At 74.9% G+C, this 23,650-nt stretch carries 25 protein-coding genes and 1 pseudogene; 10 read left to right on the plus strand and 16 right to left on the minus strand.

Going from position 1 to position 23,650, the window contains the following annotated elements:
- From AB1207_RS23500 to AB1207_RS23515, 4 genes and pseudogenes are all read left to right on the plus strand, one after another.
- Positions 1-146 (plus strand): annotated as a pseudogene (locus AB1207_RS23500) (sugar ABC transporter ATP-binding protein); the annotation flags it as partial.
- A 64-nt stretch (positions 147-210) separates the two neighbouring features.
- The gene (locus tag AB1207_RS23505; RefSeq protein ID WP_437179016.1) at positions 211-816 is read left to right on the plus strand and encodes a nucleoside/nucleotide kinase family protein; all 606 of its coding nucleotides are present in this window, start codon (positions 211-213) and stop codon (positions 814-816) included.
- A 73-nt stretch (positions 817-889) separates the two neighbouring features.
- Positions 890-2,980 carry a transketolase family protein gene (locus AB1207_RS23510; protein WP_367641176.1) on the plus strand — a complete coding sequence of 697 codons (2,091 nt, stop codon included), beginning with the start codon at positions 890-892 and terminating at the stop codon, positions 2,978-2,980.
- Positions 2,981-3,092: 112 nt separating this feature from the next.
- Positions 3,093-3,875 (plus strand): SGNH/GDSL hydrolase family protein, encoded by a 783-nt coding sequence (locus AB1207_RS23515; RefSeq protein ID WP_367641178.1) that lies wholly within the window; start codon positions 3,093-3,095, stop codon positions 3,873-3,875.
- Here the strand turns inward: AB1207_RS23515 and AB1207_RS23520 are convergent.
- Positions 3,872-5,107 carry an MFS transporter gene (locus AB1207_RS23520; RefSeq protein WP_367641180.1) on the minus strand — a complete coding sequence of 412 codons (1,236 nt, stop codon included), beginning with the start codon at positions 5,105-5,107 and terminating at the stop codon, positions 3,872-3,874. The two genes, AB1207_RS23515 and AB1207_RS23520, sit on opposite strands and share 4 nt — an antisense overlap.
- Positions 5,104-5,694 carry a class I SAM-dependent methyltransferase gene (locus AB1207_RS23525; protein ID WP_367641181.1) on the minus strand — a complete coding sequence of 197 codons (591 nt, stop codon included), beginning with the start codon at positions 5,692-5,694 and terminating at the stop codon, positions 5,104-5,106. The genes AB1207_RS23520 and AB1207_RS23525 overlap by 4 nt, the downstream gene beginning before the upstream one ends.
- A gap of 40 nt (positions 5,695-5,734) precedes the next feature.
- Here AB1207_RS23525 and AB1207_RS23530 point away from each other — a divergent pair, with 40 nt between their 5' ends.
- Both AB1207_RS23530 and AB1207_RS23535 read left to right on the plus strand, forming a co-directional pair.
- Positions 5,735-6,646 carry an aminoglycoside phosphotransferase family protein gene (locus AB1207_RS23530; protein WP_367641182.1) on the plus strand — a complete coding sequence of 304 codons (912 nt, stop codon included), beginning with the start codon at positions 5,735-5,737 and terminating at the stop codon, positions 6,644-6,646.
- 34 nt (positions 6,647-6,680) lie between these two features.
- Complete coding sequence (locus AB1207_RS23535; RefSeq protein ID WP_367641183.1) at positions 6,681-7,283, plus strand: GrpB family protein; 603 nt, start codon at positions 6,681-6,683, stop codon at positions 7,281-7,283.
- A gap of 144 nt (positions 7,284-7,427) precedes the next feature.
- Here AB1207_RS23535 and AB1207_RS23540 read toward each other — a convergent pair whose 3' ends face one another.
- From AB1207_RS23540 to AB1207_RS23565, 6 genes are all read right to left on the minus strand, one after another.
- A complete protein-coding gene (locus AB1207_RS23540) occupies positions 7,428-8,183 on the minus strand; it encodes an FAD:protein FMN transferase (RefSeq protein WP_367641185.1) in 756 nt (251 codons plus the stop codon).
- Positions 8,183-8,605, minus strand: coding sequence for an FMN-binding protein (locus AB1207_RS23545; RefSeq protein ID WP_367641187.1), 423 nt, complete (start codon positions 8,603-8,605; stop codon positions 8,183-8,185). The genes AB1207_RS23540 and AB1207_RS23545 overlap by 1 nt, the downstream gene beginning before the upstream one ends.
- A 99-nt stretch (positions 8,606-8,704) precedes the next feature.
- The gene (locus AB1207_RS23550; RefSeq protein ID WP_367641188.1) at positions 8,705-10,129 is read right to left on the minus strand and encodes a ferredoxin reductase family protein; all 1,425 of its coding nucleotides are present in this window, start codon (positions 10,127-10,129) and stop codon (positions 8,705-8,707) included.
- A 210-nt stretch (positions 10,130-10,339) separates the two neighbouring features.
- Positions 10,340-11,017, minus strand: coding sequence for a hypothetical protein (locus AB1207_RS23555; RefSeq protein ID WP_367641189.1), 678 nt, complete (start codon positions 11,015-11,017; stop codon positions 10,340-10,342).
- 157 nt (positions 11,018-11,174) lie between these two features.
- A complete protein-coding gene (locus AB1207_RS23560) occupies positions 11,175-12,023 on the minus strand; it encodes an alpha/beta fold hydrolase (RefSeq protein ID WP_367641191.1) in 849 nt (282 codons plus the stop codon).
- Positions 12,024-12,200: 177 nt separating this feature from the next.
- Positions 12,201-12,848 (minus strand): ATP-binding protein, encoded by a 648-nt coding sequence (locus tag AB1207_RS23565; protein WP_367641192.1) that lies wholly within the window; start codon positions 12,846-12,848, stop codon positions 12,201-12,203.
- 44 nt (positions 12,849-12,892) lie between these two features.
- On the opposite strand from AB1207_RS23565, the gene AB1207_RS23570 reads away from it, so the two are divergent.
- Both AB1207_RS23570 and dxs read left to right on the plus strand, forming a co-directional pair.
- Positions 12,893-13,288, plus strand: coding sequence for a hypothetical protein (locus tag AB1207_RS23570; RefSeq protein ID WP_367641194.1), 396 nt, complete (start codon positions 12,893-12,895; stop codon positions 13,286-13,288).
- A 107-nt stretch (positions 13,289-13,395) separates the two neighbouring features.
- Entirely contained in the window at positions 13,396-15,351 is a 1,956-nt protein-coding gene (dxs, locus tag AB1207_RS23575; protein WP_367641196.1) for a 1-deoxy-D-xylulose-5-phosphate synthase, read from the plus strand.
- On the opposite strand, the gene AB1207_RS23580 is transcribed toward dxs, so the two are convergent.
- From AB1207_RS23580 to AB1207_RS23615, 8 genes are all read right to left on the minus strand, one after another.
- Positions 15,261-16,277 carry a cell wall-binding repeat-containing protein gene (locus AB1207_RS23580; protein WP_367641197.1) on the minus strand — a complete coding sequence of 339 codons (1,017 nt, stop codon included), beginning with the start codon at positions 16,275-16,277 and terminating at the stop codon, positions 15,261-15,263. The genes dxs and AB1207_RS23580 overlap by 91 nt on opposite strands.
- A 20-nt stretch (positions 16,278-16,297) precedes the next feature.
- Positions 16,298-16,693, minus strand: coding sequence for a rhodanese-like domain-containing protein (locus AB1207_RS23585; protein WP_437179014.1), 396 nt, complete (start codon positions 16,691-16,693; stop codon positions 16,298-16,300).
- Entirely contained in the window at positions 16,694-17,050 is a 357-nt protein-coding gene (locus AB1207_RS23590; RefSeq protein WP_367641199.1) for a hypothetical protein, read from the minus strand.
- 59 nt (positions 17,051-17,109) lie between these two features.
- A complete protein-coding gene (locus AB1207_RS23595) occupies positions 17,110-17,937 on the minus strand; it encodes a hypothetical protein (protein ID WP_367641200.1) in 828 nt (275 codons plus the stop codon).
- Between the two features lie 56 nt (positions 17,938-17,993).
- Positions 17,994-18,443 (minus strand): ATP-binding protein, encoded by a 450-nt coding sequence (locus AB1207_RS23600; RefSeq protein ID WP_367641201.1) that lies wholly within the window; start codon positions 18,441-18,443, stop codon positions 17,994-17,996.
- 96 nt (positions 18,444-18,539) lie between these two features.
- Positions 18,540-19,811 carry an HRDC domain-containing protein gene (locus tag AB1207_RS23605; protein WP_367641203.1) on the minus strand — a complete coding sequence of 424 codons (1,272 nt, stop codon included), beginning with the start codon at positions 19,809-19,811 and terminating at the stop codon, positions 18,540-18,542.
- A gap of 34 nt (positions 19,812-19,845) precedes the next feature.
- A complete protein-coding gene (locus AB1207_RS23610) occupies positions 19,846-20,448 on the minus strand; it encodes a LuxR C-terminal-related transcriptional regulator (RefSeq protein ID WP_179754984.1) in 603 nt (200 codons plus the stop codon).
- A gap of 101 nt (positions 20,449-20,549) precedes the next feature.
- Entirely contained in the window at positions 20,550-21,161 is a 612-nt protein-coding gene (locus AB1207_RS23615; protein ID WP_367641204.1) for a DUF3000 domain-containing protein, read from the minus strand.
- Positions 21,162-21,178: 17 nt separating this feature from the next.
- Between AB1207_RS23615 and hemE the strand changes: the two genes are divergently transcribed.
- Both hemE and hemG read left to right on the plus strand, forming a co-directional pair.
- Positions 21,179-22,276, plus strand: coding sequence for a uroporphyrinogen decarboxylase (gene hemE / locus AB1207_RS23620; protein ID WP_437179015.1), 1,098 nt, complete (start codon positions 21,179-21,181; stop codon positions 22,274-22,276).
- The gene (gene hemG, locus AB1207_RS23625; protein ID WP_367641206.1) at positions 22,264-23,640 is read left to right on the plus strand and encodes a protoporphyrinogen oxidase; all 1,377 of its coding nucleotides are present in this window, start codon (positions 22,264-22,266) and stop codon (positions 23,638-23,640) included. Before hemE ends, hemG begins: the two co-directional genes overlap by 13 nt.
- Positions 23,641-23,650 lie beyond the last annotated feature (10 nt).

A 23,650-nucleotide genomic window follows, 5' to 3' on the forward strand; every position in this document is an offset into this window, starting at 1 on the left:
GGCAGGTGGCGGACCGGATCCACATCCAGCGGTTGGGTCGGCGGGCGGCGGTGATCACCCCGTCGTCGCACTCGATGGGTGAGGGGGTGGCGATCATGACCGGCGCCGTCACCGTCCCCGCCGAGGACCAGGCCGTCCGTGCCTGAGGCCTCCGAGCAGCTGGACGACCGCCTCGACGACCTGGACGACCTCGTCGACCTCGCCCGGGCGATGGTCGAACCCGGGCGGCGGCGCATCCTGGGACTCACGGGTGCGCCCGGCGCCGGGAAGTCGCGCCTCGCGGAGGAACTCGTGGCCGCGCTCGGTCCGCACGCGGTGTTCGTGCCGCTCGACGGGTTCCACCTCGCCGACCCCGAACTGCACCGGCTCGGCCGCCACTCCCGCAAGGGCGCGGCGGACACGTTCGACGCCGCCGGGTACCTGAACCTGTTGCGGCGGATGCGCAACCAGGACGACGGGGTCGACGAGGTGGTCTACGCACCGTCGTTCGACCGCGCGCTGGAAGCCGGGATCGCCGGCAGCATCCCCGTCCCGGCCGACGTCCCGCTCGTCGTCACCGAAGGGAACTACCTCCTCCTGGACCGACCCGTCTGGAACCAGGTCGCCGCTCTGCTCGACGCCTGCTGGTTCGTCGATCCGGGGGAGTCGACCCGCCTGGACCGGCTCGTCGACCGCCACGTCCGGTACGGGCGGTCCCCCGAGGAGGCGCACGCGCGGTCCTGGGGACCGGACCAGGACAACGCCGAACTCATCACCGGGACGCGCCCGCGCGCCGACCGCGTCGTCCGACTCGCGCCGGACCCCCGACTGGCCTGAGGGCCGTCCCGTCCTCTGGAACTGCACCTCCCGAACTCCCCGGCTCCGCGGAGCCACGAACCCTGGAGCCACCATGACCACGCTCACCAGTGCGCCCCCCACCCGTTGGACGGCCCGCGACGACGAGGCCGTCGTCACCGCCCGCGTCCTCGCCATGGACGCCACCGAGAACGCAGGCCACGGCCACCCCGGGACGGCCGTCACCCTGGCCCCCGTCGGGCACCTGCTGTTCCAGCACCACCTGCGGCACGACCCGTCCGACCCGACGTGGCGGGGACGGGACCGCTTCGTCCTCTCCTGCGGCCACTCCAGCCTCACCCAGTACATCCAGTTGTTCCTCGCCGGGTACCCGATGACCCTCGACGACCTGAAGGCCTACCGCACGGCCGGCAGCCAGACCCCGGCCCACCCGGAGTTCGGGCACACGCCGGGTGTCGAGACCACCACCGGGCCCCTCGGACAGGGGCTGGCGACCGCGGTCGGGATGGCCATGGGCGCACGCCGCGAACGCGGTCTGCTCGACCCCGACGCACCGGCCGGGACGAGCCCGTTCGACCACCGCGTCGTCGTCCTGTGCTCCGACGGGGACGTGCAGGAGGGGGTGACCTCCGAGGCGAGCGCGTTCGCCGGTCACCAGCGGCTGGGGAACCTCACGGTCGTCTACGACGACAACCGCATCTCGATCGAGGGCAGCACCGCCCTCGTCACCAGCGAGGACACCGCCGCCCGGTACGTGGCGTACGGCTGGCACGTCCAGACCGTCGACCTCGCCCCCGACGGGGACGTCGACGTCGCAGCGCTCTCCCGGGCCCTCGAGGCGGCGGCGGACGAGACGGAACGACCGTCGATCGTCCTGGTGCGCAGCATCATCGCCTGGTCCGTCCCCGGCCGCCAGGACACCCCGGGGTCGCACGGTTCGCTGCTGGGGTCCGAGGCCGTCGCCCGGGCGAAGGAACTGCTGGGGGCCGACCCTGAGGCGACCTTCGCCGTCGACCCGGAATTGCTCGCCTGGACCCGGGGCCACGCCCGGGAGCGGGCCGTGGCCGCGCGCGCCGAGTGGGACGAACGCTTCGCCGCGTGGGCCGCGCGCCGACCGGCCGAACACGCACTGCTGCAGCGTCTCGAGGCCGGCCTCGTCCCCGACTCCTTCCCGCAGGCGCGTCCCCGGTTCGCGGCGGGAGACAGCGTGTCCACCCGCAAGGCGTTCCGCCTGGGGCTCGTGGCCGCCGCCGCGGAACTGCCGGAGGTCTGGGGCGGTTCGGCCGACCTCGGGGACAGCAACGGCACCACCATCGCCCCGACGTCCTTCCTGCCCGCCGGCAGCACCGAACCGAACGCCCACCCCGCGGGCCAGACCATCCACTGGGGGATCCGCGAGCACTTCATGGCCGCGGCGCTCAACGGCATCGCCCACTCGGGGTTGTCCCGTCCGTACGGCGGGACGTTCCTCGTGTTCTCCGACTACATGCGGCCCGCCGTGCGGCTCGCCGCGCTCATGGGGTTGCCCACGCTGTACGTCTGGACCCACGACTCGATCGGCCTGGGGGAGGACGGCCCGACCCACCAGCCCGTCGAGCACCTCGCCTCCCTGCGCGCCATGCCCGGTCTCGACGTCCTGCGCCCCGGGGACGCGAACGAGGCGAGCGCGGTGCTGTGGAAGGTCCTCGGCCACCGGGGTCGGCCGGCCGCGTTCGCGCTGAGCCGTCAGTCCCTGCCCGTGCTGCCCGAGGACGGGGACGGTTTCTCCTCCGCCGACGGCGCCGTGCGCGGCGGTTTCGTCCGGTGGGAGGGCGGGCCCGGGGGAGACCCGGCCGTCGTCCTCATCGCCACCGGCTCCGAACTCCAGCTCGCGGTGGAGGCCGGGCGCACGCTCGCGGCGGGGGGCGTCCGGGTGCGCGTCGTGTCGATGCCGTGCCGGGAGTGGTTCGCCGAGCAGGACGAGGCGTACCGGGAGTCCGTCCTGCCGGCGCGGATCCGGGCCCGCGTCTCCGTCGAGGCGGCCGCCGCCCAGAGCTGGCACGACCTCGTCGGTCTCGACGGTCGGACGGTGAGCATCGAGGACTTCGGCGCCTCCGCACCGCCCGCCACGTTGTTCGAGCACTTCGGGGTCACGGTCGCCGGAGTCGTGGAGGCGGCTCGGGACGCGCTCTCGCAGAACGGGTGACGTCGCGGCTGCGGTGGTCCGGCGGTGAGTGCTGGTGACGTCGACGGGAGCTCGCGCGCTGGGGTGGCGTGGTCGTGCGGCCCTCCCCGTGGTCGGGGTCGTGGTCGCCGGCGTGACCCTCCTCGCGGCCGCCTCCGCCCCGGCGGTGGCGGCCACCGCACCTCTGCGGCTGGTGGCCCTGGGGGACTCGGTGACCGCGGCCCACGGCTGCGGCTGCACCGGGTTCCCCACCCGGTTCGGTCGCGACGTGACCGCGGCCACCGGCATCCCCGTCAGCGTGGAGACGCACGGGATCGACGGTGCGACGGCGGCCGACGCGCTGGCCGCCTCGCGGGAACCGGCCCTTCGGTCCGCGTTGCAGTCGGCCGACGACGTCGTCATCACCATCGGTGCCAACGACGTCGAACCCTCCGCGGCGTCCGTCCCGGACCCCGCGCGCACGGCCGCCACCGAGGCCTGGCAGGCGCAGGTGCAGGCCGGCGTGCAGGACGTCTCCTCCTCCGTCGACGCGCTCCTCACCGACCTGGACGCCTCCCCGCGCCACCCGCGGGTGTTCGTCACCGGGTACTGGGCCGTCGGGCTGGACGGGGCGGTGGCCCGCGCGCTCTGCACACCGCGGCAGGCCGACGCGCAGGTGCGGCTGACGGCGGAGGTCAACGCCGCCCTGGCCGCCGACGCCGCCCGGCACGCCGCGACCTACGTCGACCTCGGCCCGGTGTTCCACGGCGACGACGGGACGGTGGACCCGACCCCGTTGCTGGCCGCGGACGGGGACCACCCCAGCGCCCTGGGCCACGCCGCGATCGCCCGGGCGTTGGTGACGCGCTGGATCCCGCCGCTGCAGCACCGTCGGCAGGGGCGCACCCCTCCGCAGGTCCAGGCCGGTCCCGCCTAGCGTCGCGGAGGCGGACCGACGAGCGGGCGCGTGGCCGCGGCGGTCGCGAGGAGCAGGAGGACGCTGCCCGCGACGAGCGTCCACCGCAGGCCGACGGCAGCGCCGAGGACACCGCCGACGAGGGCGCCGACGGGCTGGACGCCGTGCACGAGCAGCCGCCACGTCGCCAGGGCCTGCGGCAGGTGCTCGGCCGGGACGAGGGTCTGCCGCAGCGTTTGCTGGTTCATCCCGAAGAAGGCCGGTCCCACACCGCGCAGGGCCTGCCCGGCCACGAGCAGCGCGACCACGACCGCCCAGGGCCCTGTCGCCGCGGCCAGCACGAGACCGGCGAGGCCCGTGAGCAGCATCCCGAGGAGGAACGTCCGCCCGCTGCCGCAGCGGGTGGTGACGGCGGGACCGACCAGGGCGCCGACGATCCCGGCGGCGCCCGCGACGGCGACGACGAGGCCGACCCCCACGTCCGGCAGGTGCAGCTCCCGGGCGAGGAAGAGGACGAGGACCACGTTCTGGACGGCACCCGCCAGCGCACCCGCCGTGGCGGCGAGCGTCGTCCAGCGCAGGGCGGGTTCGCGCCACAGCACGGTGACGCCCCGTGCGGCCAGTCGCCGCAGGGGTTCGCGCTCCACCGGACCCGAGGAGGCGGTCCGGCCGTCGACGGTGAGCCGTCGGCGCCACAGCGCCGAGACGACGAAGGACACGGCGTCGACCAGCAGGGCCAGCGGTGCCGTCAGCAGACTCACGAGGAGGCCCGCGACGGCGTTGCCGCTGGTCCCGACCGTCGAGGAACTGAGGGCGCGCAGCCCGTTCGCCGTCAGCAGGTCGGCCCGCGGCACGACCGCGGGCGTGAGGGACTCGGCGGCCACGGCGTCGAACAGGCTGCAGGTGCCGGCCAGCACCACGACCACGCCGAGCTGCCACAGGCGGAGGACGTCGAGGACGGCCAGGACGGGGACCGCGGCGCTGAGGACGGCCTGGGCGAGGTCGGTCGCGACGAGCACCCGCCGCAACGGCCTGCGGGACAGCCACACCCCGGCGGGGAGGGCGAACAGGAGGTTGGGCAGCAGCCCGCCGGCGGACAGGAGACCCATCTGCCACGGGGACGCCTGCAGCACGGTCACGGCCGTCAGCGGCAGGGCGACCGCGGTGGTGCTCGACCCCAGCAGCGAGACGGTGCTGCTGCCGAGGAGGCGCCGGAAGTCCGGGCTCTCCCGCAGCAGGAGGCGGGCCCTCACCGGCGGCTGACGACGAGGTACCGCTCGTCCTCCACCGGGCCACCCCAGTAGGCCGGCGCGGTCAGGCGCGTCACCGCGGCCTCCCCGCGGTGGCGCCGGACCAGGTCGGCCAGCTCCGCCGCCCTCAGGCCAGCCCCGGTGGACCACCGACCCTCCACGAGCAGGAAGCGTCCTCCCGGACGCAGCAGGCGCGTCCACGCGCCCAGCACGTCGGCCGGGTCCTCGAACGCCCACAGGACGTGGCGTGCGAGGACCACGTCGACGGACCCGGGCTCGACCGGAGGGTCGGCGGCGTCGCCCACGCTGAAGCGGGCCGGGACTCCGGCGGCGTCCGCCTTGGCGCGGGCCGCCTCGACCATGCGCGGCGAGAGGTCCACGCCGTGGACGTCGTGACCCGCTTCCGCCAGCAGCACGGACAGGGTGCCCGTGCCGCAGCCGAGGTCGGCGACGACGGCGCCGGACGGCAGCAGCGGGAGCAGGAGGTCCGACCACGCCCGCCGGACCCCCGGGTCGCGCAACCCGTGGTCGGCGGCCTCGTCGAAGGTGGCGGCCTGTTCGTCCCAGAAGCGTCGCGCGTCCTCGCTCATGCGCCCAGCCTGACGCAGCGGACGGGCTAGCCTTCCCGGGGTGCTCACGGCGGCCGACCTCGCGCGCGTCCACGACCTCGTGCGCGCCGAACCCGCCCTGGCGTCCTTCGCGGGTTCCGGCCCCCGGTCGATGCCGTGGGGCAGCGGGAGCGTGCACCTGATCGGGAACTGGGCGGATGCGGGTGTCGAGGTCCTGGTGAAGGTCGGCGCCTCACCGGCGCAGGTGGCGTGGACCCGGGAACTCGCGGGCTCGGAACCCTCCCTCGTCCCGCGGGTGTTCGCGGGCGGGCTCCGCCTCGCGGGAGCCGACCTGGGGTGGCTGGTGCTGGAACGCCTGCCCCACGGCCTGGACGGTGGCTGGGGCGGTGCGGAGTTGACCGCGCTGGTGGACGCCGGGGTGCGTTTCCAGCGGGCCGCCCGCGACGTCCGGCTGGCCGCCGGCGACCTCACCCGGGACCAGGTGCGCGACTGGATCGTCCTCGCACGGGACCGCGGAGCGCCCGGTCCCGTGGACGTCCTGCTCTCCCGGCTCGACGTCGACTGGGAACTCCTGGTCGAGATCTGCCCGCCCGAGGTCTGCCACGGCGACCTCCACCTCGCCAACGCCCTGGTGCGCGCGCCCGCCCCCGTCCGCTCGCCGGCGGTGCTCGTGGACTGCGAACCCTCCCGGATGTCGTGGGTCGTGGAGGCTGCGTACGCCCAGGTGCTGAACTCCGACCCGGCCCGACCCGGCTGGCGGGACCTGGCCGGCCTCATGGCCGGACGCCGCCGCGTCCAGGGCCTGGCGGTCGGCCGGGACGCCGACGTGCAGCGGGCCGCGTCCACCGCGCTGGCCTGGAACGCGCTGCGGTTGTGGGGAGTTCTCGGCCCCGTCCCGGACCCGGGGTGGCGGGCGGCGGCCGTGTGGGAGGAGTGGACGAGGAACTACGTCGATGCGGGGGTGTCGGTCTGACGGTCGTCCCTGGCCGGCGGGCTACCGTTCTCGGGTGCCCGGACCCGCTGTGCTGCGCCCCTACGACCCCGAGTGGCCGCTGCGAGCAGCCCGGCTCCTCGCCGACGTGCGGCGGGTCCTCGCGCCCCTCGGTGTGGCGGAGTCGTTCGAGCACATCGGGTCGACGTCGGTGCCCGGGTTGTCCGCGAAGGCCTACGTCGACCTGCAGGTGACGGTGATGGAACTCCCGGTCGCCGCGGCCCTCGTCGAGGCCCTGGCCCCGGTGGGTTTCGTCCCCGCGGTGGGAGCCCGTCCGGATTCTCCCGGCGTCCACCGCGACCTGCCGCGTGGTTCCGAGGTCGTCCCGGACGAGCTGTGGCGCAAACGCCTGTTCACCCGGGACGTCGACGGACCGGAGGCGTCCATCCTCCACGTGCGGCTCACCGCGTCACCCTGGGCGCGGTACACGGTCTGGTTCCGCGACTGGTTGCGCGCCCACCCCGAGGCGCGCGACCGGTACGCCGAGTTCAAGGCCGCGGTCGCGGTCGAGCACGCCGGGGACCCGGACTTCGACGACTACACCCGCGCCAAGACGGAGTTCTTCGACGCGGTGCAGGAGGAGTTCGAGGCGTGGGGCCGTCAGAGGTCCCGACCCTGACGCAGCTGGCTCGGCGTGCAGGGGCCTGGGGGCCGGGTCCTGCCGACGGTTCGGCACGCACCTCCTCGACGACGACCGCTGCGCCGCCGACGAAATCATCCGCCTCGTGCTCGACACGAGGCGAACGGCGACGGCCCGTCCGGGTCAGCGGCCGAGGCTGGGAACAGTGGTGGTGGTTCCGTCGCGCCACACCACGAGGCCGGTGCGTCCGGGCCGCTCACCCAACCAGCGGGCGGCGTCCGCGTCGTGGGCGTAGGCGGCGGTGGCGTCGATGTCCGCCCACGTCAAGGAGCCGGCGACCACCGTCACCTGAGCGACGGTCGTGGGGTGTCCTCCGGTGCGGGCGTCGACCAGGTGCTGCCCCCGGTGCGCGGTTCCCGACGTGGCGACGGCGCCGTTGGCGACCGGGACGGTCGCCAGCACGACGTGCGGGTCGAAGGGGTCCTCGATGCCGATCCGCCACGGTGGGCTGCCCCGACGGCTGCGGCACACCACGTCCCCGCCGCCGGACAGGCAGAAGTCGGTGTCGGGCAGCTGGCGCAGGTGGGCGGCGGCCCGCTGCAGGGCCCACCCCTTGACCACCCCGTTGGTGTCCAGGACGATCTCGCCGTCCTGCCCCCGTCGGTGGACGTCGAACGCGCCGTCGGACTCCCGGCGGGCCCGGTCGGCCAGGTCCACCACCTCCGCCACCTCCGGTGGGCAGTCCTGGAGTCCGACGTCCCCTCGCCCCAGCCGGCTGATCCACGACTGCGGTCGGTAGGTGCTGAACACCTGGTCGACGTGGTGGAGGTCGGCCACCACCGACGCCCAGGCCCGGTGGCTCCGGTCGTCGTCGGCGTGCCGTCCGCGCAGGGCCAGGCTGACGGGGAACCCCATGACGTGGTCGACGTGCCGGACCATCAGCCCATCTGGTCCAGGGCGCTCTGCAGGGACTGGACGTACCCCGTGCTGGTGACGGTCGCGCCCGAGACCATGTCGATGTCCGCGTTCTGCGCGCTCAGGGTCTCCTGGACCAGCACCGGCAGGGCCTGCGCGTTGATCTCCTGGTCGCGGCCGTTGCCGTCCGGGTACTGCACGACGTCCACGGCGGTGATCTTGCCGTCGGTGAGGGTGAGCCGGACCTGCACCGGCCCCCACCGGGTGCTGGCGGCCGAACCGGTCACCGTGGAGGTCGCACCGGTCGTCCCCGCCGACCCGCCGACTGCGGCGCTGCTGCCGAGGGCGCCCGTACCGGTCGCCGTCGCGGCGAGGGTTCCGGCAGCGGCCCCCTCGGTGGACGTGTGGTACCCGAAGAGCAGCACCAGGACGGTGAGGGTGCTCATGCCCGCCACGACGATCCGTCGGGTCGAACCCCCGGTGCCGGTGGGCGTGCCGAACGCGCTCCCGGCAGGCAGGGAACTCGGCTCATCGAGCATGGTCGTTCACCATCCGAACTCTTCGAGGTGGAGGCGCTCGGCGGGCACGCCGGCGGCCAGGGCTGCGGTGCGGACGTCCCGGGCCCACTCGCGGGGGCCGCAGACGTACACGTCGTGGTGGGCGATGTCGGGGACCAGCCAACGCAGGGCGGTGACGTCGTCGACGGGTGGAGTTCCACGGCCCAGCCACGAACCGTCGCCGCGGCGGGGTCCGGGCAGGTCGACGACCCGCAAGCCGCGCCCCGCGGTCAGGGCGGCGAACTCCGCCCGGAACAGCGGCTGGTCGCGGAACCGGTGCAGCAGCACCGCGTCCCCCGGGGCGTACGGAAGGGCCTCGGCCAGCGCCCGCAGGGGCGTGATGCCCACGCCGGCGCCGATGAGCGTCACCTTCGACGCGGTGCGGGCCCGGGCCGACAGCCGACCGTAGGGGCCCTCGACCAGGACGCGGGTCCCCGGTCGGACGGAGGCCAGACGCCGACCCCCGTCCCCGTCGGTGCGGACGGTGATGCGCAGCCCGTACGGGGTGGGAGCGGCCGACAGGGAGTAGGGGTGGTTGCGCATCCAGCCGGCCCCGTCGAGGAACCGGAACCCGAGGAACTGACCGGCCTCGACGGGCAGCCGGTGCAGTCTCCGCCCGGACAGGTGCACCGAGACGACGCCGGGGGCCTCCGGGACGACGCGCGTCACGAACAGCCGGTGCCGCCGGCTGCGCAGGAGCGGCAGTCCGATCCGCCAGACCAGCACGGCGGCGGCCGTGGCTCCCCAGGCGGTCCACCAGAAGACCGTGCGGGCCGGGGAGGAGACGAAGTCGGTCCCGGTCCACAACTGGTGCGGCAGGGCGAGGCCCACGCCGAGGTAGGCGTAGAGGTGCACCAGGTGCCACGACTCGTACCGCATCCTGCGGCGCGAGGCCTTGACGCTGGTCACCACGACGGCGACCAGGGCGAGGGTTCCCGCCGTCGCCAGCAGCATGCCGGGGTAGTCCGTCACGAGGTCCCAGGCGGTGGCCGGGACGCGGGTGAGTTCCCCGGCCGCGTAGCCCCACGTGATGGTGACGAGGTGGGCCAGCACGAGGTCGAAGGAGCAGAACCCGACCCAGCGGTGGACCTTGGCGAGCCGGTCCCGACCGAAGGCGTTCTCCAGCAGGGGGATCCGCGCCATCAGGAGGACCTGGGCGAGCAGCAGCACCGACGCCCAGAGTCCGGACAACCGGCCGAGTGAGCTGAGGCCGGTGGCCCAGCCGGTGAGGTCCTGCGCACCGCGACCGGTCAGCCACCAGTAGGTGACCAGCAGCAGCGACCCCCACAGCGCCGCACCGGCCAGGGCGCGGACGGTCGCGTCGCGTCGCGCCCGGGTCGTCGTCGGGCCCGCTGGGACGGCGGCGCGGTCGGCCGGTCCCGGCAGTGCGGAGGGAGGGAGCACCGCGCTCATGTCGTCACCTTCGTGGTGGGTCGCCGTGGTCCGTCGCCGCGGCTGTACCCGAAGAGCATCGGCGTGGACCCTGCAGCCGTGCCCGGTGCCGGCTAGGGGAGGGCTGTGGAGCAGGGGAGTGGGGCTCACGGACGGAGCAGTCCGCAGCAGGACCCGACCCGCCCGGGGGGCCGGGCCGGGTCCTGCTGCGCGGTCTGGAGAGGCGGAAGCTCAGGCGGCGGTGGACGAGCTCGGGCTGGCGCTGGGAGTGCTGGAGCTGCTTCCCGAGCCGGACGACGAGGACGAACCGGGACCGTCGCCGTCGTGGTCGCCGCCGGGACCGCCGCGGCCGCCACGCCCCGGGAAGGTGGACTCCACCGCCTGCTTCACCTGGGCGGGCAGGTCGGCGGTGCGGGCGTCGGCCTGGGCCTGGGTGAGGTTTCCGTCGCTGACCTGCTGGGCCAGGCGGCTCGTGGCCGCCGCCACGAGGGCGTCGACGAGCTTCTGCTCGTCCACCCCCTGGGAGGAGGCGACGCTGGCCAGGGTGGCTCCATCCGCCTGCAGCGCGGTGCGCAGGTCGTCCTGGCTCAGTCCCAGCGTGGTGGCCGCGGTGTCCAGGTCGATGAGGCGGCCACCGTGACCGCCCGGGCCCCCGCGCAGCGCGTCGCTGGTGCTGAGCGTGTCGGCCACCTTGTCGGCCTGGTCCTGGGTGATGGTCCCGTCGCTCACCAGGCCGGCCAGCGCGTCCTTGACCCGCTGCAGACGGCTGGCCAACGCTCCGGTCGCGCCGCTGGAGTCGGTGGTGCTGGTGGCCGCGGTGGCGGGGGAGGCGAGCACCGCCACGCCCAGGCCCGAGACGGCGACGATCCCGGCGACACCGGCACCGACGATCCGCTTGGTCATCTTCATGGTCGATCCTCGTCTCGACATCGGGGACCGTTCCCCGTGCCACCAGTTGCGGCCGCGGACCTGAGGAGAACCTGTGCCAGGGCTAGCTCGTGGCGTAGAAGCACCGCCCTCGCGGGTGAGGAGGTCCGAAGCCGGTCACCACCCTCCGGGGTGGCACTCAGAGTCTGTCGAGGAACGCGGTCAATGCCCTCGTGAACGTGTCGAACCGATCCCGTCGGATGTCGTGTCCAGCGCCCGCGACGAGTTCCACGTGCAGCAGGGGCCAGCGTTCTCTCGCTTCGAGAGCCATGCGCGGCGACACTGCGCCCGGGTCGCCCAGGAGCAGGAGGCCGGGGACGTGCAGCGCCGAGACGTGGTCACGCCAGGCGTTCGTCGTCGACCAGGAGCGGAACCAGTCGACCACGTCGGGATCGAGCTGCGTCTGCGCCGACGACCAGAGTTCCAGGTCGGCGACGTCCCACGACGGATGGAGAGTGCGCCCGTGAGCTCGCCTGTCAGCTTCGGACATGGCGGCCACTCCGGCCACACGTCGCCGACTGTCGTCGACGTCCTTGCTGCCGTCCTCAGGAACGTCGGGCCAGGCGGGGTCCTCGAGGACGACGGCACGGACCGGCATCCGTGCGGCCGCCAGAGTGGCGTGCACACCTCCCATGGAGTGGCCGACGATGACCGGCCGGTCCACGTGGAGGGCGCGGGTGAGTCCGACGAGGTCACTGGTGTGGGCCTCGGCGAGGTAGTCGGTGGAACGGTCGGAGGATCCGTGTCCTCGAGCGTCGAAGCTGACGACGTCGTAGGACAGCTCCAGTTCACGGGCCACCCGGCTCCACGTGTCGGCGGAGTCGGTCAGACCGTGGACCAGCACCAGACTCGGCTTGCCGGTGCCGCGAGGGCCGCTCCTGGTCCAGGCCAGTCGCATGCCGTCGACGTCAGCGAGTCCGGCCTCGCGCGGCGCGGGGTTGATCGCGAGAGCGCGCGCGACCGGCGGCCACTCCGGGGGCTCCGTCATCACCGATCAGGTTCTCAGGCGGCACCAGTCGCCGGGAAGGGGGCCAGGTGACGTTGTGGCTCGAGGACCCCACCGCCTGGTCGAATGCATGACCGAGTCCTGAACCGCTCATCGCTGACGAGTGGAGTTCCGCTCCGAGCCCTGCGGTGCGCGGCGCCGGCGACGCGTGCCGACAGGTCACGGCCGGTTCTTCGACGAGACCTGCGCGCGACGGGGTGCTTCCGCGAGGATCGCCCGCGCGGTGGACTCGGCGTCCAGGTGCGTGGTGTCGAAGTACCAGCCGAGCGCGCTGAGTTCGCCTGCGATGGTGGCGTGCAGACCTGAGACGTCGTACTCGACCTGCTCGGTGCTGGGGCGTCGGGTGTTGCGCCGACCCGCGGTCGCCAGGTCCGGTGCCAGGGTCACGAACCACACCGGCGCCGGCGTCAGCCACTGCACCATCGCCTCCGCCATGACCGCATCGGCGACGACGTGGTCGACGACGGGGAAGAAGCCCGCCTCGGAGAAGGAACCGGCGAGCAGGCACACGTTGCGGGCGCGCAGCACGAGCTGGGTCCGAGCCTCCTCGGCGGGCTCGTCGACGGGGCCGACCCAGCCGCTGCGGACCATCATCGCCACCGCGTCAGCGGCCACGACGGCACTGCGAGGCAGGGCATCGGCTACCAGACCGGCGACCGTGGACTTCCCGGCTCCGGGAACCCCGGAGAGGACCAAGCACCCGCGGGATCCGTCGATGGGGCCAGCCGTCGCTCCGTGCGTCACAGCTCGCACGATGGCACCCCGTCCTGGACCTGCGCACGTCTGTGTCCATGCGTCACCGTCCATGCGTCACCGAGACGGCGTGTGCCACGTCGCCTACCATCGAACACGTGTTCGAGAAGTCGCGCGTGGTGCGCCACGGCCCGCCGGGGTGGCCCCAGGAGGTCCCCCCGCCGGACGCGCAGGACGTGGAGGACTGGCGCGTGGACGCCGTCGCCTGGCTGCTGGACCAGGCGCCGCCGGAGTACCGGACCTACCCCGCGGCGCGGCACCAGCCCGTCCTGCTCGTCTGGCTGGTCAAGCACCACGTCGCGGCGCAACGGGACGCCGTCCGGCGCGCCACGAGCACCGCCCGGCGGGACCTCGCGCACCGGCTGTCACCGGAGGCCGCGCCCGGCGTCTTCGACGTCCTGGAGCGCGAGGACCTGCGGCTGCGACGCGTCGCCCGGGCCGTCGACCTGCTCGACCAGGCGCTCGACGGGACGAAGTTCGTGCCGCGTCTGTGAGCCGCTCGTGAACGGTTGACCCGGCCGGGCGGGTTCGCGACCGCGGTGTCGCAGGCGGCTCCTAGACTCGCCGGGTCCGTCCGCCCAGCCACAGGAGGCCACCCCGCATGGGGCTGCTCGAGTCCATCCAGGGTCCGTCCGACCTCAAGGCCCTGGCCCCGGAGCAGCTGCCGGAGCTGGCCGGGGAGGTGCGCGACTTCCTCGTCGCCGCGGTCAGCCGGACGGGGGGCCACCTGGGCCCGAACCTCGGCGTCGTCGAGCTGACGATCGGCCTGCACCGCGTCTTCGACTCCCCGCGCGACCGGATCGTCTTCGACACCGGCCACCAGAGCTACGTCCACAAGCTGCTGACCGGGCGCCAGGACTTCAGCCGGCTGCGCGAGGCGGGCGGCCTGTCCGGGTACCCCTCGCGGGCCGAGAGCGAGCACGACGTCGTGGAGAACTCCCACGCCTCGACGTCGCTGTCGTGGGCGGACGGCCTGGCCAAGGCGTTCGCCCTGCGCAGTGAGCGCGACCGCACGGCCGTGGCGGTCATCGGCGACGGCGCCCTGACCGGCGGGATGGCCTGGGAGGCGCTGAACAACATCGCCGCGTCCGACCGGCCCGTCATCGTCGTCGTCAACGACAACGAACGGTCCTACGCCCCGACGATCGGCGGGATGGCCTCCCACCTCGCGACCCTGCGCACGACGCGGGAGTACGAACGCCTCCTGGACTGGGGCAAGCAGTCGCTGCGCAAGGGCGGGGCACCGGGGCGCCTGGCCTACGAGACGCTGCACGGCGTCAAGAAGGGGCTGAAGGACATCGTGGCCCCGCAGGGGTTGTTCGAGGACCTCGGCCTGAAGTACGTCGGACCCGTCGACGGACACGACACCGAGGCCGTGGAACACGCTCTGCGGCGGGCGAAGTCGTACGGCGGTCCGGTCATCGTCCACGTCATCACGCAGAAGGGCCGCGGGTACCAGCCGGCCCTGGCCGACGACGCCGACCACTTCCACGCCGTCGGGGTCATCGACCCCGAGACGGGGGAGGCGCAGGCCAGTTCCGGGGCGTCGTGGACGAGCGTGTTCAGTCGCGAGATCACCGAGATCGCCACGACCCGTCGCGACGTCGTCGGCGTCACCGCGGCCATGCAGATCCCCGTCGGCCTGCAGGAGTTCGCCGACGCGTTCCCCGACCGCGTGTTCGACGTCGGCATCGCCGAGCAGCACGCCGCCACCTCCGCGGCGGGCATGGCCGCGGGCGGTCTGCACCCCGTCGTGGCGGTCTACGCGACGTTCCTCAACCGCGCCTTCGACCAGGTGCTCCTCGACGTCGCCCTGCACCGCGCGGGCGTGACGTTCGTCCTGGACCGTGCCGGGGTGACGGGCCCGGACGGCCCCAGCCACCACGGCATGTGGGACCTCGGCCTGTGCCGGCTGGTCCCGGGGCTGCGGCTGGCCGCCCCGCGCGACGCCGAGACCCTGCGCGAGGAACTGCGCGAGGCCGTCGCCGTCGAGGACGCCCCGACCGTCGTCCGGTTCGGCAAGGGCAAGGTCCCCGCGGCCATCCCGGCCATCGCCCGTGCCGGCCACGCCGACGTCCTCGAGGGTGAGGCGTGGTCCGCGGGCGACGACGTGCTGCTCGTGGCGGTCGGTGCCCTCGTCCCGCGGGCCCTCGAGGTCGCCCGCCGCGTCCGGGAGCACGGCGTCGGCGTCACCGTCGTCGACCCGCGGTGGGTCGTGCCCGTGGACGACGCGCTCGTCGACCTCGCGGGGCGGCACTCCCACGTCGCCGTGCTCGAGGACGGCGGCGAGGTCGGTGGGGTCGGGTGGGCCCTGGCCGCTGCCCTGCGGTCCCGCCGGGACGCCACCACGGTGCAGGTCTTCGCTCTCCCGCAACGGTTCCTGGACTTCGGCGAGCGCGAGACCCTGCTCGACGAGGCGGGCCTGGCCCCGCAGGACGTGGCCCGCCGCGTCGTCGAGGCGGTCGCTCAGCAGGCCCGCTCGAGCGCGTCGTCGGCGACGGCCGAGGAGTCCCCGACGACGAGCACCCCGCGCAGCGCGGCGTTCCCCTCCAGGTAGGCCCCGGTCGCGGCGGGGGTGCAGTCCCCGGGGACCAGCAGCAGGGGCGCGCCGTTGACGGCCGCGGCCGGGACCGCGGCCAGGGCGTCGGGGAACGTCGAGCCCGTGGCGACCACCGCGACCTGCGACTGGGCGTGCACGGCGCGGGCGACCGCGGCGGACGTCGCGTACCGGTCGGCGCCCGCGAGGCGCGTCACGGCGTCGGGAGCGGACAGGAACAGGTCGGCGCGCGCCGCCACGGCTGCCGAGACCGAGTCGGTGCTGCCGATGACGGTGACGCGGGCCCGCTCGGACGCGCTGAGCCACGTGGTCACCGCGTCCGGCAGCCGGTCCGGGGCCGTCAGCAGCAGCGGTTCCCCGCGCCACCCGGCCAGGGCCGCGCCGGAGACGGCGTCGGGGAAGGCGTCCCCGCGGGCCAGGACGAACGACGCCTGCTGGGCGGGGAAGAACTTCTGCGCCACCGCCACGGCCGTGGCGTACCGGTCCGCGCCGGCGGTGCGGTCCACGGTCGCCGACGGCAGCAGCGCCCGGACGGCGGCGAGGACGGCGTCCGGGACGCGGTCGGTCCCGCCCACGACGTGCACGGACGCGGGCTTCAGCCGCGTCAGTTCGGCCCGGGTCGCCGTCGGCAGCCCGCTCGCGGCGGTGAGGAGCAGGGGGCCGTCGAGGTTCGCGGCCGCCGGTCCGGCGGCCAGGGCGTCGGCGAACGACTCACCGCTGGCCAGGAAGACCGTCGAGCCCGTCGAGGGCGCGAACGACCCCCGTGAGACGAGCGCCGCCGTCGCGTAGCGGTCCACCCCGTCGGCACGGACGGTGCCGCTGTAGACGAACGGGGTGCTGACCGCCTGCGCGGTAGGGGCGGCGGACAGGACGCAGGCCGCCGCCAACCCGCCTGCGACCCTCGCGATGTGACGCTTGGTGAACATGAGGTGACTCTACGAGGAGCTCACTCCCGCAGGTCGACGGCGCCGTGGTGCACCGGGAACCCTTCGGCGATCCACCGCTCCACACCGCCGTCGAGGTCGGTCGCCCGGCGCAGCCCCACGGCCCGCAACGACGCCGCCGCCAGCGAGGAGCTGAACCCGTGGCGGCACACGACGACGACACGCAGGTCCGGTCCCGTCGCCTCGGGGATCCGGTACGGGCAGGTGGGGTCCAGCCGCCACTCCAGCACGGTCCGGTCGATGACCAGTGCCCCCGGGAACTCACCCTGCACCGCGCGCTGCGACGGCGTCCTGGTGTCCACGACGAGCGCCCCTGCGGCCTGCTCGGCGAGCAGTGCGGCGGGGGTCAGCCGGTCCAGCTCCGCCCGCACCCGCGCCAGGTGCTCGGCGGCGCCCACTCAGGCCGCTTCGCGCGCCTGCAGGGCGTGCTCGAGCATCTCGGCCATCCGCCACGCCTCGGAGGGGGACAGGTGGAAGCCGAGCTCGCGGTGGGTGCCGAGGCCGGAGTAGATCGCGAGGCCGGACAGGTTCGGCTCGTGACCGTCGTCCTCGATGACGCTGAGGCAGATCCACGGCTTCATGCCGGGACGGAAGTGCGCCATCCGCAGGGGCGGCACGTGGCGCTCACCCTTGAGGTAGGGGACGAGCATCCGCGCGTACGCGAGGTCGTAGACCTCCGTGCGCCCTTCGGCGCGCAGGAAGACGTCGTTCCCGCGGATGGTGAGGGATTCAGCGGCTGTGGCCCCGAGCTGCACACCGCCCATTTCACCGGACGAAGGGCTCCGTGTCTTGTTCGTTACCGGATCCACACGGCCTACTGGCCCTCGGCGAGCACCTTCTCGACGAGGTCTGGGCTCGTCGGCGCCAGCGCGACCTCCTCGCGGGTGACGACGACGGGCCGGCGCAGACCCCGGTCGGCCGGGTCCGTCGCCGCCCACGCCGCACCCACGTAGGCGGGGTCGATGCGGGCCAGGTCGAACCAGCCGCGGGTCCGGTCCGGCACCGCGACCGCGCGCAGGACGTTGCCCGGCGTCCGGTCTGGACCGGCCACGAGGTGCTCGCGCAGCGTCCGCGAGGCCAGCAGCGTCGGCACGTCGCAGCCACCGACGGGGCGCAGCACGCCCGCCGTCGGGGTGCCGGTGTCTCGCAGCAGGCGCTGCACGACGAGGGCGCCGATGTCCTCCAGGCGCGCCAGGTCCTGCTCGGCGACCGTGCTCGACCGGCCGGTGGCGCGCGCCGAGGCGACGGGCAGCGGCAGGGTGCGTTCGGAGCGGCCGTGCGGGACGACGACGCCGAGCCCCAGGTGCAGCGCGCCGCCGAGGACGGTCCCGTGGGTCCAGCCGAAGCCGGGGTGGCGGTCGGCGTCGGCCGGCACGGCCAGCGGGACCACGCGGGCGGTCCCGGAGTGCAGTTCGAGGTGGGCGTGCAGGACGTCCCCGACGCGCAGGCGCGTGACGTCCTCGTCGCCGTCGCCCGCGGCGGAACCGGCGGCGCGCGCGAGGTCGGCCCACTCCAGCGGCGAGCACCCCGGCAGGCGGACGCCGTCGTCGTCGAGGTCGACGTCCAGGTCGTCCACGACGCTGGTGGCCAGCACGCTGCGTCGCAGGATGGCCCGGACGGGGGGCGGCTGTTCGGTGCTCACGTGCCCGACCGTAGGCGAAACGGGCCCGGGTGCAGTGTCGTCGTCGCCCGGACGGGTCAGCGTGTCGCGAGGTGGAACCAGACGGTCTTGGCCGGGGACCCCTCGTCACGGGGCTGCGGCCACCAGGTGGCGCTCTCGTCCTCGGCCTGCCCGCCGACCTCGTCGCTGCGGTAGACGCCCCAGGCGGTGGCGAGCGCGTCGACGAGGGCGATGCCGCGACCGTCGGTGGCCTGCGGCGACTGCGCGCGCAGCGTGGGGACGCGGTCGTCGCCGTCGGTGATGCCGACGAGGATGCCCTCCTCGTCGTGGGTCAGGGACAGCACGACGGGCCCGCGCCCGTGGTCCAGGGCGTTCTGGACAAGTTCGCTCGTCAGCAGTTCGGCGATCCAGCGGCGGGCGACCGGCAGGTGCTCGTCGGGGCAGTGGTCGCAGACCCAGTGCCGCGCCATCGCAGCGGCGGACAACTGCTCGTCCAGGGTGAGACGTTCCACGTCCAGCTCCGTCACCGTCGACACCGTCACCACTTCGTGACCGGGACGACCATCCCCCACTCGGGCGAACCCGGCAAGGCGAACGGTGTCGTCGTGCTCAGCCCGCGACCGTCAGGCGTCCAGCGGTGCGGCGGTGTCCTCCACCACGGCGGTCGCCATCGCCTGCACGAGCGGGGCGGCGACGAGGTCGAGCTGCCAGCCCCGGGCCCCGCGCGCGGCCAGCGCGTCGCGGACGGAGGACTCCTCCAGCGGGGTCGGCGGCGCCCACGCGAGGCGACGCAACGCGTCGGGCTGCAGGACGTTCTCGACGGGCAGCCCGTGCTCGTCGGCCACGGCCGTCACGGCGGCGCGCGCGGCGTTCAACCGTGCCGCGGCCTCGGGGTCCTTGGACGCCCAGGCGCGCGGCGGCGGGGGACCGTCCCCACGCGGCTGGTGGGCCGGCAGGTCCGCGTCTGGCAGCCCCAGGCCGGCGGCGACGGCGTCCGCCCACAGCGACAGCCGCGACCGGGACGCGCGTCCGGTGAACCCGGACGTCTCCGCGAGGGCCTGGGGCGTGCGGGGCATCGCGCGGGCCGCCGCCACGATGGCGGAGTCCGGCAGCAGACGCCCCGGGGAGGTGTCCTTGCGCCGCGCCTCGGCGTCGCGGGCCAGCCACAGTTCGCGGACCACGGCCAGCTGGCGGCGGGAGCGGACGGCGTGCAATCCGGACGTCCTGCGCCACGGCTCGGCCGGCGGCGGGGGCGGGGGAGTCGTCGCGACGTGCTCGAACTCCTGCCGTGCCCACTCCAGCTTGCCTTGTGCGGCAAGGCGTTCGGCGAGCGCGTCGCGCAGGCGCACGAGGACCTCGACGTCCAGCGCCGCGTACGTCAACCAGGGTTCGGGCAGCGGCCGGGTGGACCAGTCGACGGCCGAGTGCTCCTTGGCCAGCCGCAGGCCCAGCAGTTCCTCGACGACCGCGCCGAGGCCCACGCGCGGCAACCCCGCGATCCGCGACCCGAGTTCGGTGTCGAACAGGGTGCTCGGGTGCATGCCCAGCTCCGCCAGGCAGGGCAGGTCCTGGTTCGCGGCGTGCAGCACCCACTCCACGCCCTGCAGCGCCTCGCCGAGGGAGGACAGGTCCGGCAGGGCGGCGGGGTCGATCAGGGCGGTGCCGGCCCCCTCGCGGCGCAGCTGCACGAGGAAGGCGCGCTGGCCGTACCGGTAGCCCGAGGCGCGTTCGGCGTCGACGGCGACGGGGCCCGTCCCGGCCGCGAACGCAGCGACGACCTGCGCCAGCGCGGCCTCGTCGGCCACGACGGGCGGCAGGCCGTCGGCGGGGGCCGACAGCAGCGGCAGCTCAGGTTCGGCGACCTGTTCCTGCTGCTCCGTCGGCGTGTTCGTCACCGCACCACCGTACGTGACCGGTGGTGCGCTCAAGTCACTGGATCACACCTGCGCGCAGGGTGATCGCGACCATCTCGGCGCGGTCGCCCGTGCCGAGCTTGCGGGCGATGCGGGCCAGGTGGCTCTTGACCGTCAGCGCGGACAGGCCCAGCAGGGCGCCGGTGTCCTTGTTGGAGCGGCCGTCGGCGACGTGCTGCAGCACCTCGACCTCACGCTCGGACAGCGAGTCCACACCGGACTCCCCGCCGCGACCCTCGAACCCGACGCCCTCGGGGCGCGTGGTGACGAGGTAGCAGCGGACCCCGGCCGCGACCGCACCGCGCACGGCGAACGGGTCGGCGTTCGAGGAGAGCACGACGCAGCGGTTCCAGCCGGCCGCGCGCAGCTCGGAGACGAGCTGGGCGCCGGAGCCGTCGGGCAGCCCGGCGTCGGCGATGAACAGCGCGCGCGGACCCGTGCGGGCCATCGCGCGGGCCTGGGCCACGCTCGTGGCGTGCTCGACGTTCACGGCGCCGAGCATGCGCAGCGTGCGCGTCACCGATTCGCGCACCGCGGGGTCCGCGACGGCGACGAGGGCCGCGAAGCGGCCGAGACGGGAAGGAACGGCCATCCCGGGGCGTTCGACGAGCGCAGTCACCGTCGTCCTCCTGCAGGCGATCGGGCGCACCCCTGGCGGGTGCACCTCTGGTACTGAGGAGGTGATCGGCCACCCGGGGGCGGTCCTTGAACGTTTGTGCGTCAGTGGGTGCGGCGGCCGAGGGACACGACGCCCTCGGGCAACGGCGGCAGCCCCGCCACCGTGCAGACCAGTTCGCCCCACGCCTGCAGGTGGGCCGGCAGCCCCGCGGGGTCGCGGGGCGTCCACGACGCCCGCAGCTCGACGTCCACCGACGCCTCCCGGTCGGCGAGGGCGCCGTAGCCCTCGGACAGCACCCGCGTCACCGTGCCGCCGACCCCGGTCGCCTCCGCACCGGCGTGCGCCAGACCGTCCTCCAGCCACGACCAGCCGACCTGACCCAGCAACGGGTCCGCGCCCAGTTCGGCCTCGAGGTCGGCACGCGCGTACGTGACGACGCGGAACTCCCCGCCCCACTCCTGCGGCGCCGACGGGTCGTGCAGCAGGATGAACCGGCCGGTGGCCAGCTCGTCGCCGTCCAGGACGACGTCCCCGGCCACGGCCCACGAGTGCGGCGCGATCCGGGCGGGCGCCGGGACCTCCGTGAGCACCAGCTCCGAGCGCAACCGGACCTCGCGCACCGCCGCCACGGCCGCCTCGAAGGCGACGGGGACGCCGGGCGCACCAGGTCCTGAGCGTCCTCGGTGAGCGGTCACGCCAGGGAGCGTAGGCATCCCCGCCCCCGGCGGGGGTGCAGCCACGCCGTGGGAGCATCGCCTCCGTGCCTGACCAGAGCGTGCCCGACCAGACCTCCCCGTACCTGCACGCCGCACGCGGCGGGACCAGCCCCTCCCGCACCCCGGTCTGGTTCATGCGCCAGGCGGGCCGCTCCCTGCCGGAGTACCGCGCCGTCCGGGCCGGCACCACCATGCTCGAGTCCTGCCGCCGACCCGAGCTCGTGGCGGAGATCACCCTGCAGCCGGTGCGGCGCTACGACGTGGACGCGGCCGTCTTCTACTCCGACATCGTCGTCCCGCTCGAGGCGGCCGGCGTGGGCGTCGAGATCGTCCCCGGCACCGGTCCCGTCATCGCCGAACCCGTGCGCACCCGCGCCGACCTCGACCGCATCCCCGAGCTCTCCCTCGACGCCCTGCAGCACATCACCGACGCCGTGCGGCTGACGACGGAACAGCTCGGGGACGTCCCGCTCATCGGGTTCGCCGGTGCCCCCTTCACCCTCGCCAGCTACCTCGTCGAGGGCGGGCCCTCGCGGGACCTGCTGCACACCAAGGCGTTGATGCACGCCGACCCGCAGCTGTGGCACGACCTCGCCGCCCGCCTGGCCCAGATCACCGGCACCTTCCTGCGCGCCCAGGTCCTCGCCGGCGCCTCCGCGGTGCAGCTCTTCGACTCCTGGGTCGGGTCCCTGCCGCTGGCGGTCTACGAACGGCTCGTGGCACCGCACTCCGCGACCGCCCTCGGCGCCGTCCGCGACCTCGGCGTGCCGCGCACCCACTTCGGCACCGGCACCGGGGAACTGCTCGGCGCGATGGCCGCCGTCGACGGCGGCGTCGACGTCCTCGGCGTCGACTTCCGCGTGCCGCTCGACGTCGGCGCCGCCCGCGGCCGCGAGGGGGCCGGCCGTCCCGTCGCCGTCCAGGGCAACCTCGACCCCGCGCTGCTCTTCGCGCCCTGGGAGGTCCTGCGCGAGGACCTGCACCGCATCCTGCGCGAGGGCCAGCGCGCCGGCGCCGGGCACGTCGTCAACCTCGGCCACGGCGTCCCCCCGACCGCCGACCCGGACGTGCTGCCCCGCCTCGTGGAGGAGGTCCACGCGTGGCGGAGGTGACCACGCGTGCCCCCCACCGTCGGCACGTGGTCGTCGTCGGCGCGGGCATCTCCGGGCTCGTCGCCGCCCGCGACCTCCTCCAGACCTGCGACGTCACGGTCCTGGAGGCCGCAGGTCACGTCGGCGGCGTCCTGCAGCGCGCCGACGTCGGGGGACTGACCGTCGACCTCGGCGCCGAGTCGATGCTGGCCCGCCGGCCCGAGGGGACGACGCTGGCCCGCGAGCTGGACCTGCCGCTCGTCAACCCCGCCACGACGACCGCCTCCGTCGCGACCGCCGCCGGGCTCAGCCCCCTGCCCGCCGGGACCCTCATGGGCGTGCCCCGCACGGCCGCGTCCGTCCAGGGGCTGCTCGCCCCCGACGCCGTCGAGCGCGTCCGCACCGAACCCGACCGTCCCGCGGCCCCCCTCGAGCACGCCGTCAGCGTCGCCGACTACGTCGCCGACCGCGTCGGGCAGGACGTCGTCGACCGGCTCGTCGAACCGCTCCTCGGCGGGGTCTACGCCGGGCACGCCCGACGACTGTCGTTGCAGGCCACCGTCCCCGCGCTCTGGCAGCACGCCGTCCGCGGCGGCTCCCTGCTCACCGGACTCGGCCCCGCGCCGACGGTGACCGGACCCGTCTTCGCCGGCGTCGACGGCGGCCTGGCCCGGCTGCCGCTCGCCCTGCACGAGCACCTGCTCGCCCACGGCGCCGACGTGCGGACCGGGACCCCCGTGCGCGAGCTGACCCGCACCGCCGGCGGCTGGCGCGTCCGCACCCCCGACGGGGTCCTCGACGCCGACGCCGTCGTGCTGGCCGCGCCCGCCCCCGCCGCCGCCCGGCTGCTGGCCACCGAGGTGCCCGCCGCCGCGGCCGAGCTCGCCGACGTCGAGACCGCGAGCATGGTCATCACGGCGCTCGCCGTCCCGGCCGCCGACCTCGACGGGCTGACCGGGTCCGGGGTCCTCGTCCCGCCCGTCGTCGGGGCCGGTCGGGGGCTGCGCGCCAAGGCCCTGACGCTGTCCGGGCGCAAGTGGGGCTGGGTGGGCGCGCAGAGCGACGAGCTCGCGGTCCTGCGCGTCTCCCTGGGCCGGGCCCGCGAGACCGAGGCGCTCCAGGCCGACGACGCGGACGTCGTCCGCTGGGCGACGCAGGACGCCTCCGCCCTGCTCGGCCGCGAGCTGCACCCCGTCGACCAGGCCGTCGTGCGCTGGGTGGACGGCCTGCCGCAGTACGCCGTCGGTCACGTGGACCGCGTCGCCCGGCTGCGCACCGCGGTCGCGGCGGCCGGAGGGCTGGCCGTGTGCGGGTCCGTCCTGGACGGCGTCGGCGTCCCTGCGTGCATCGCGGCGGCCCACCGGGCGGCCGCCGCAGTGGCCTGAGGAGCCCTGG

Origin of the sequence: Kineococcus endophyticus (assembly GCF_040796495.1) — a bacterium.
In the GTDB taxonomy this organism is placed as follows: Bacteria; Actinomycetota; Actinomycetes; order Actinomycetales; family Kineococcaceae; genus Kineococcus; species Kineococcus endophyticus.

What these genes read in the sequence shown, in the direction of transcription:
- AB1207_RS23560 (WP_367641191.1), bottom strand. Translation starts at nt 12,023, where the DNA reads ATGACGGAGCCCCCGGAGTGGCCGCCGGTCGCGCGCGCTCTCGCGATC.
- AB1207_RS23510 (WP_367641176.1), top strand. Translation starts at nt 890, where the DNA reads ATGACCACGCTCACCAGTGCGCCCCCCACCCGTTGGACGGCCCGCGAC.
- AB1207_RS23550 (WP_367641188.1), bottom strand. Translation starts at nt 10,129, where the DNA reads ATGAGCGCGGTGCTCCCTCCCTCCGCACTGCCGGGACCGGCCGACCGC.
- AB1207_RS23580 (WP_367641197.1), bottom strand. Translation starts at nt 16,277, where the DNA reads ATGTTCACCAAGCGTCACATCGCGAGGGTCGCAGGCGGGTTGGCGGCG.
- AB1207_RS23545 (WP_367641187.1), bottom strand. Translation starts at nt 8,605, where the DNA reads ATGAGCACCCTCACCGTCCTGGTGCTGCTCTTCGGGTACCACACGTCC.
- AB1207_RS23565 (WP_367641192.1), bottom strand. Translation starts at nt 12,848, where the DNA reads ATGGACGGTGACGCATGGACACAGACGTGCGCAGGTCCAGGACGGGGT.
- AB1207_RS23505 (WP_437179016.1), top strand. Translation starts at nt 211, where the DNA reads ATGGTCGAACCCGGGCGGCGGCGCATCCTGGGACTCACGGGTGCGCCC.
- AB1207_RS23540 (WP_367641185.1), bottom strand. Translation starts at nt 8,183, where the DNA reads ATGGTCCGGCACGTCGACCACGTCATGGGGTTCCCCGTCAGCCTGGCC.
- dxs (WP_367641196.1), top strand. Translation starts at nt 13,396, where the DNA reads ATGGGGCTGCTCGAGTCCATCCAGGGTCCGTCCGACCTCAAGGCCCTG.
- AB1207_RS23555 (WP_367641189.1), bottom strand. Translation starts at nt 11,017, where the DNA reads ATGAAGATGACCAAGCGGATCGTCGGTGCCGGTGTCGCCGGGATCGTC.
- AB1207_RS23615 (WP_367641204.1), bottom strand. Translation starts at nt 21,161, where the DNA reads ATGCCTACGCTCCCTGGCGTGACCGCTCACCGAGGACGCTCAGGACCT.
- AB1207_RS23525 (WP_367641181.1), bottom strand. Translation starts at nt 5,694, where the DNA reads ATGAGCGAGGACGCGCGACGCTTCTGGGACGAACAGGCCGCCACCTTC.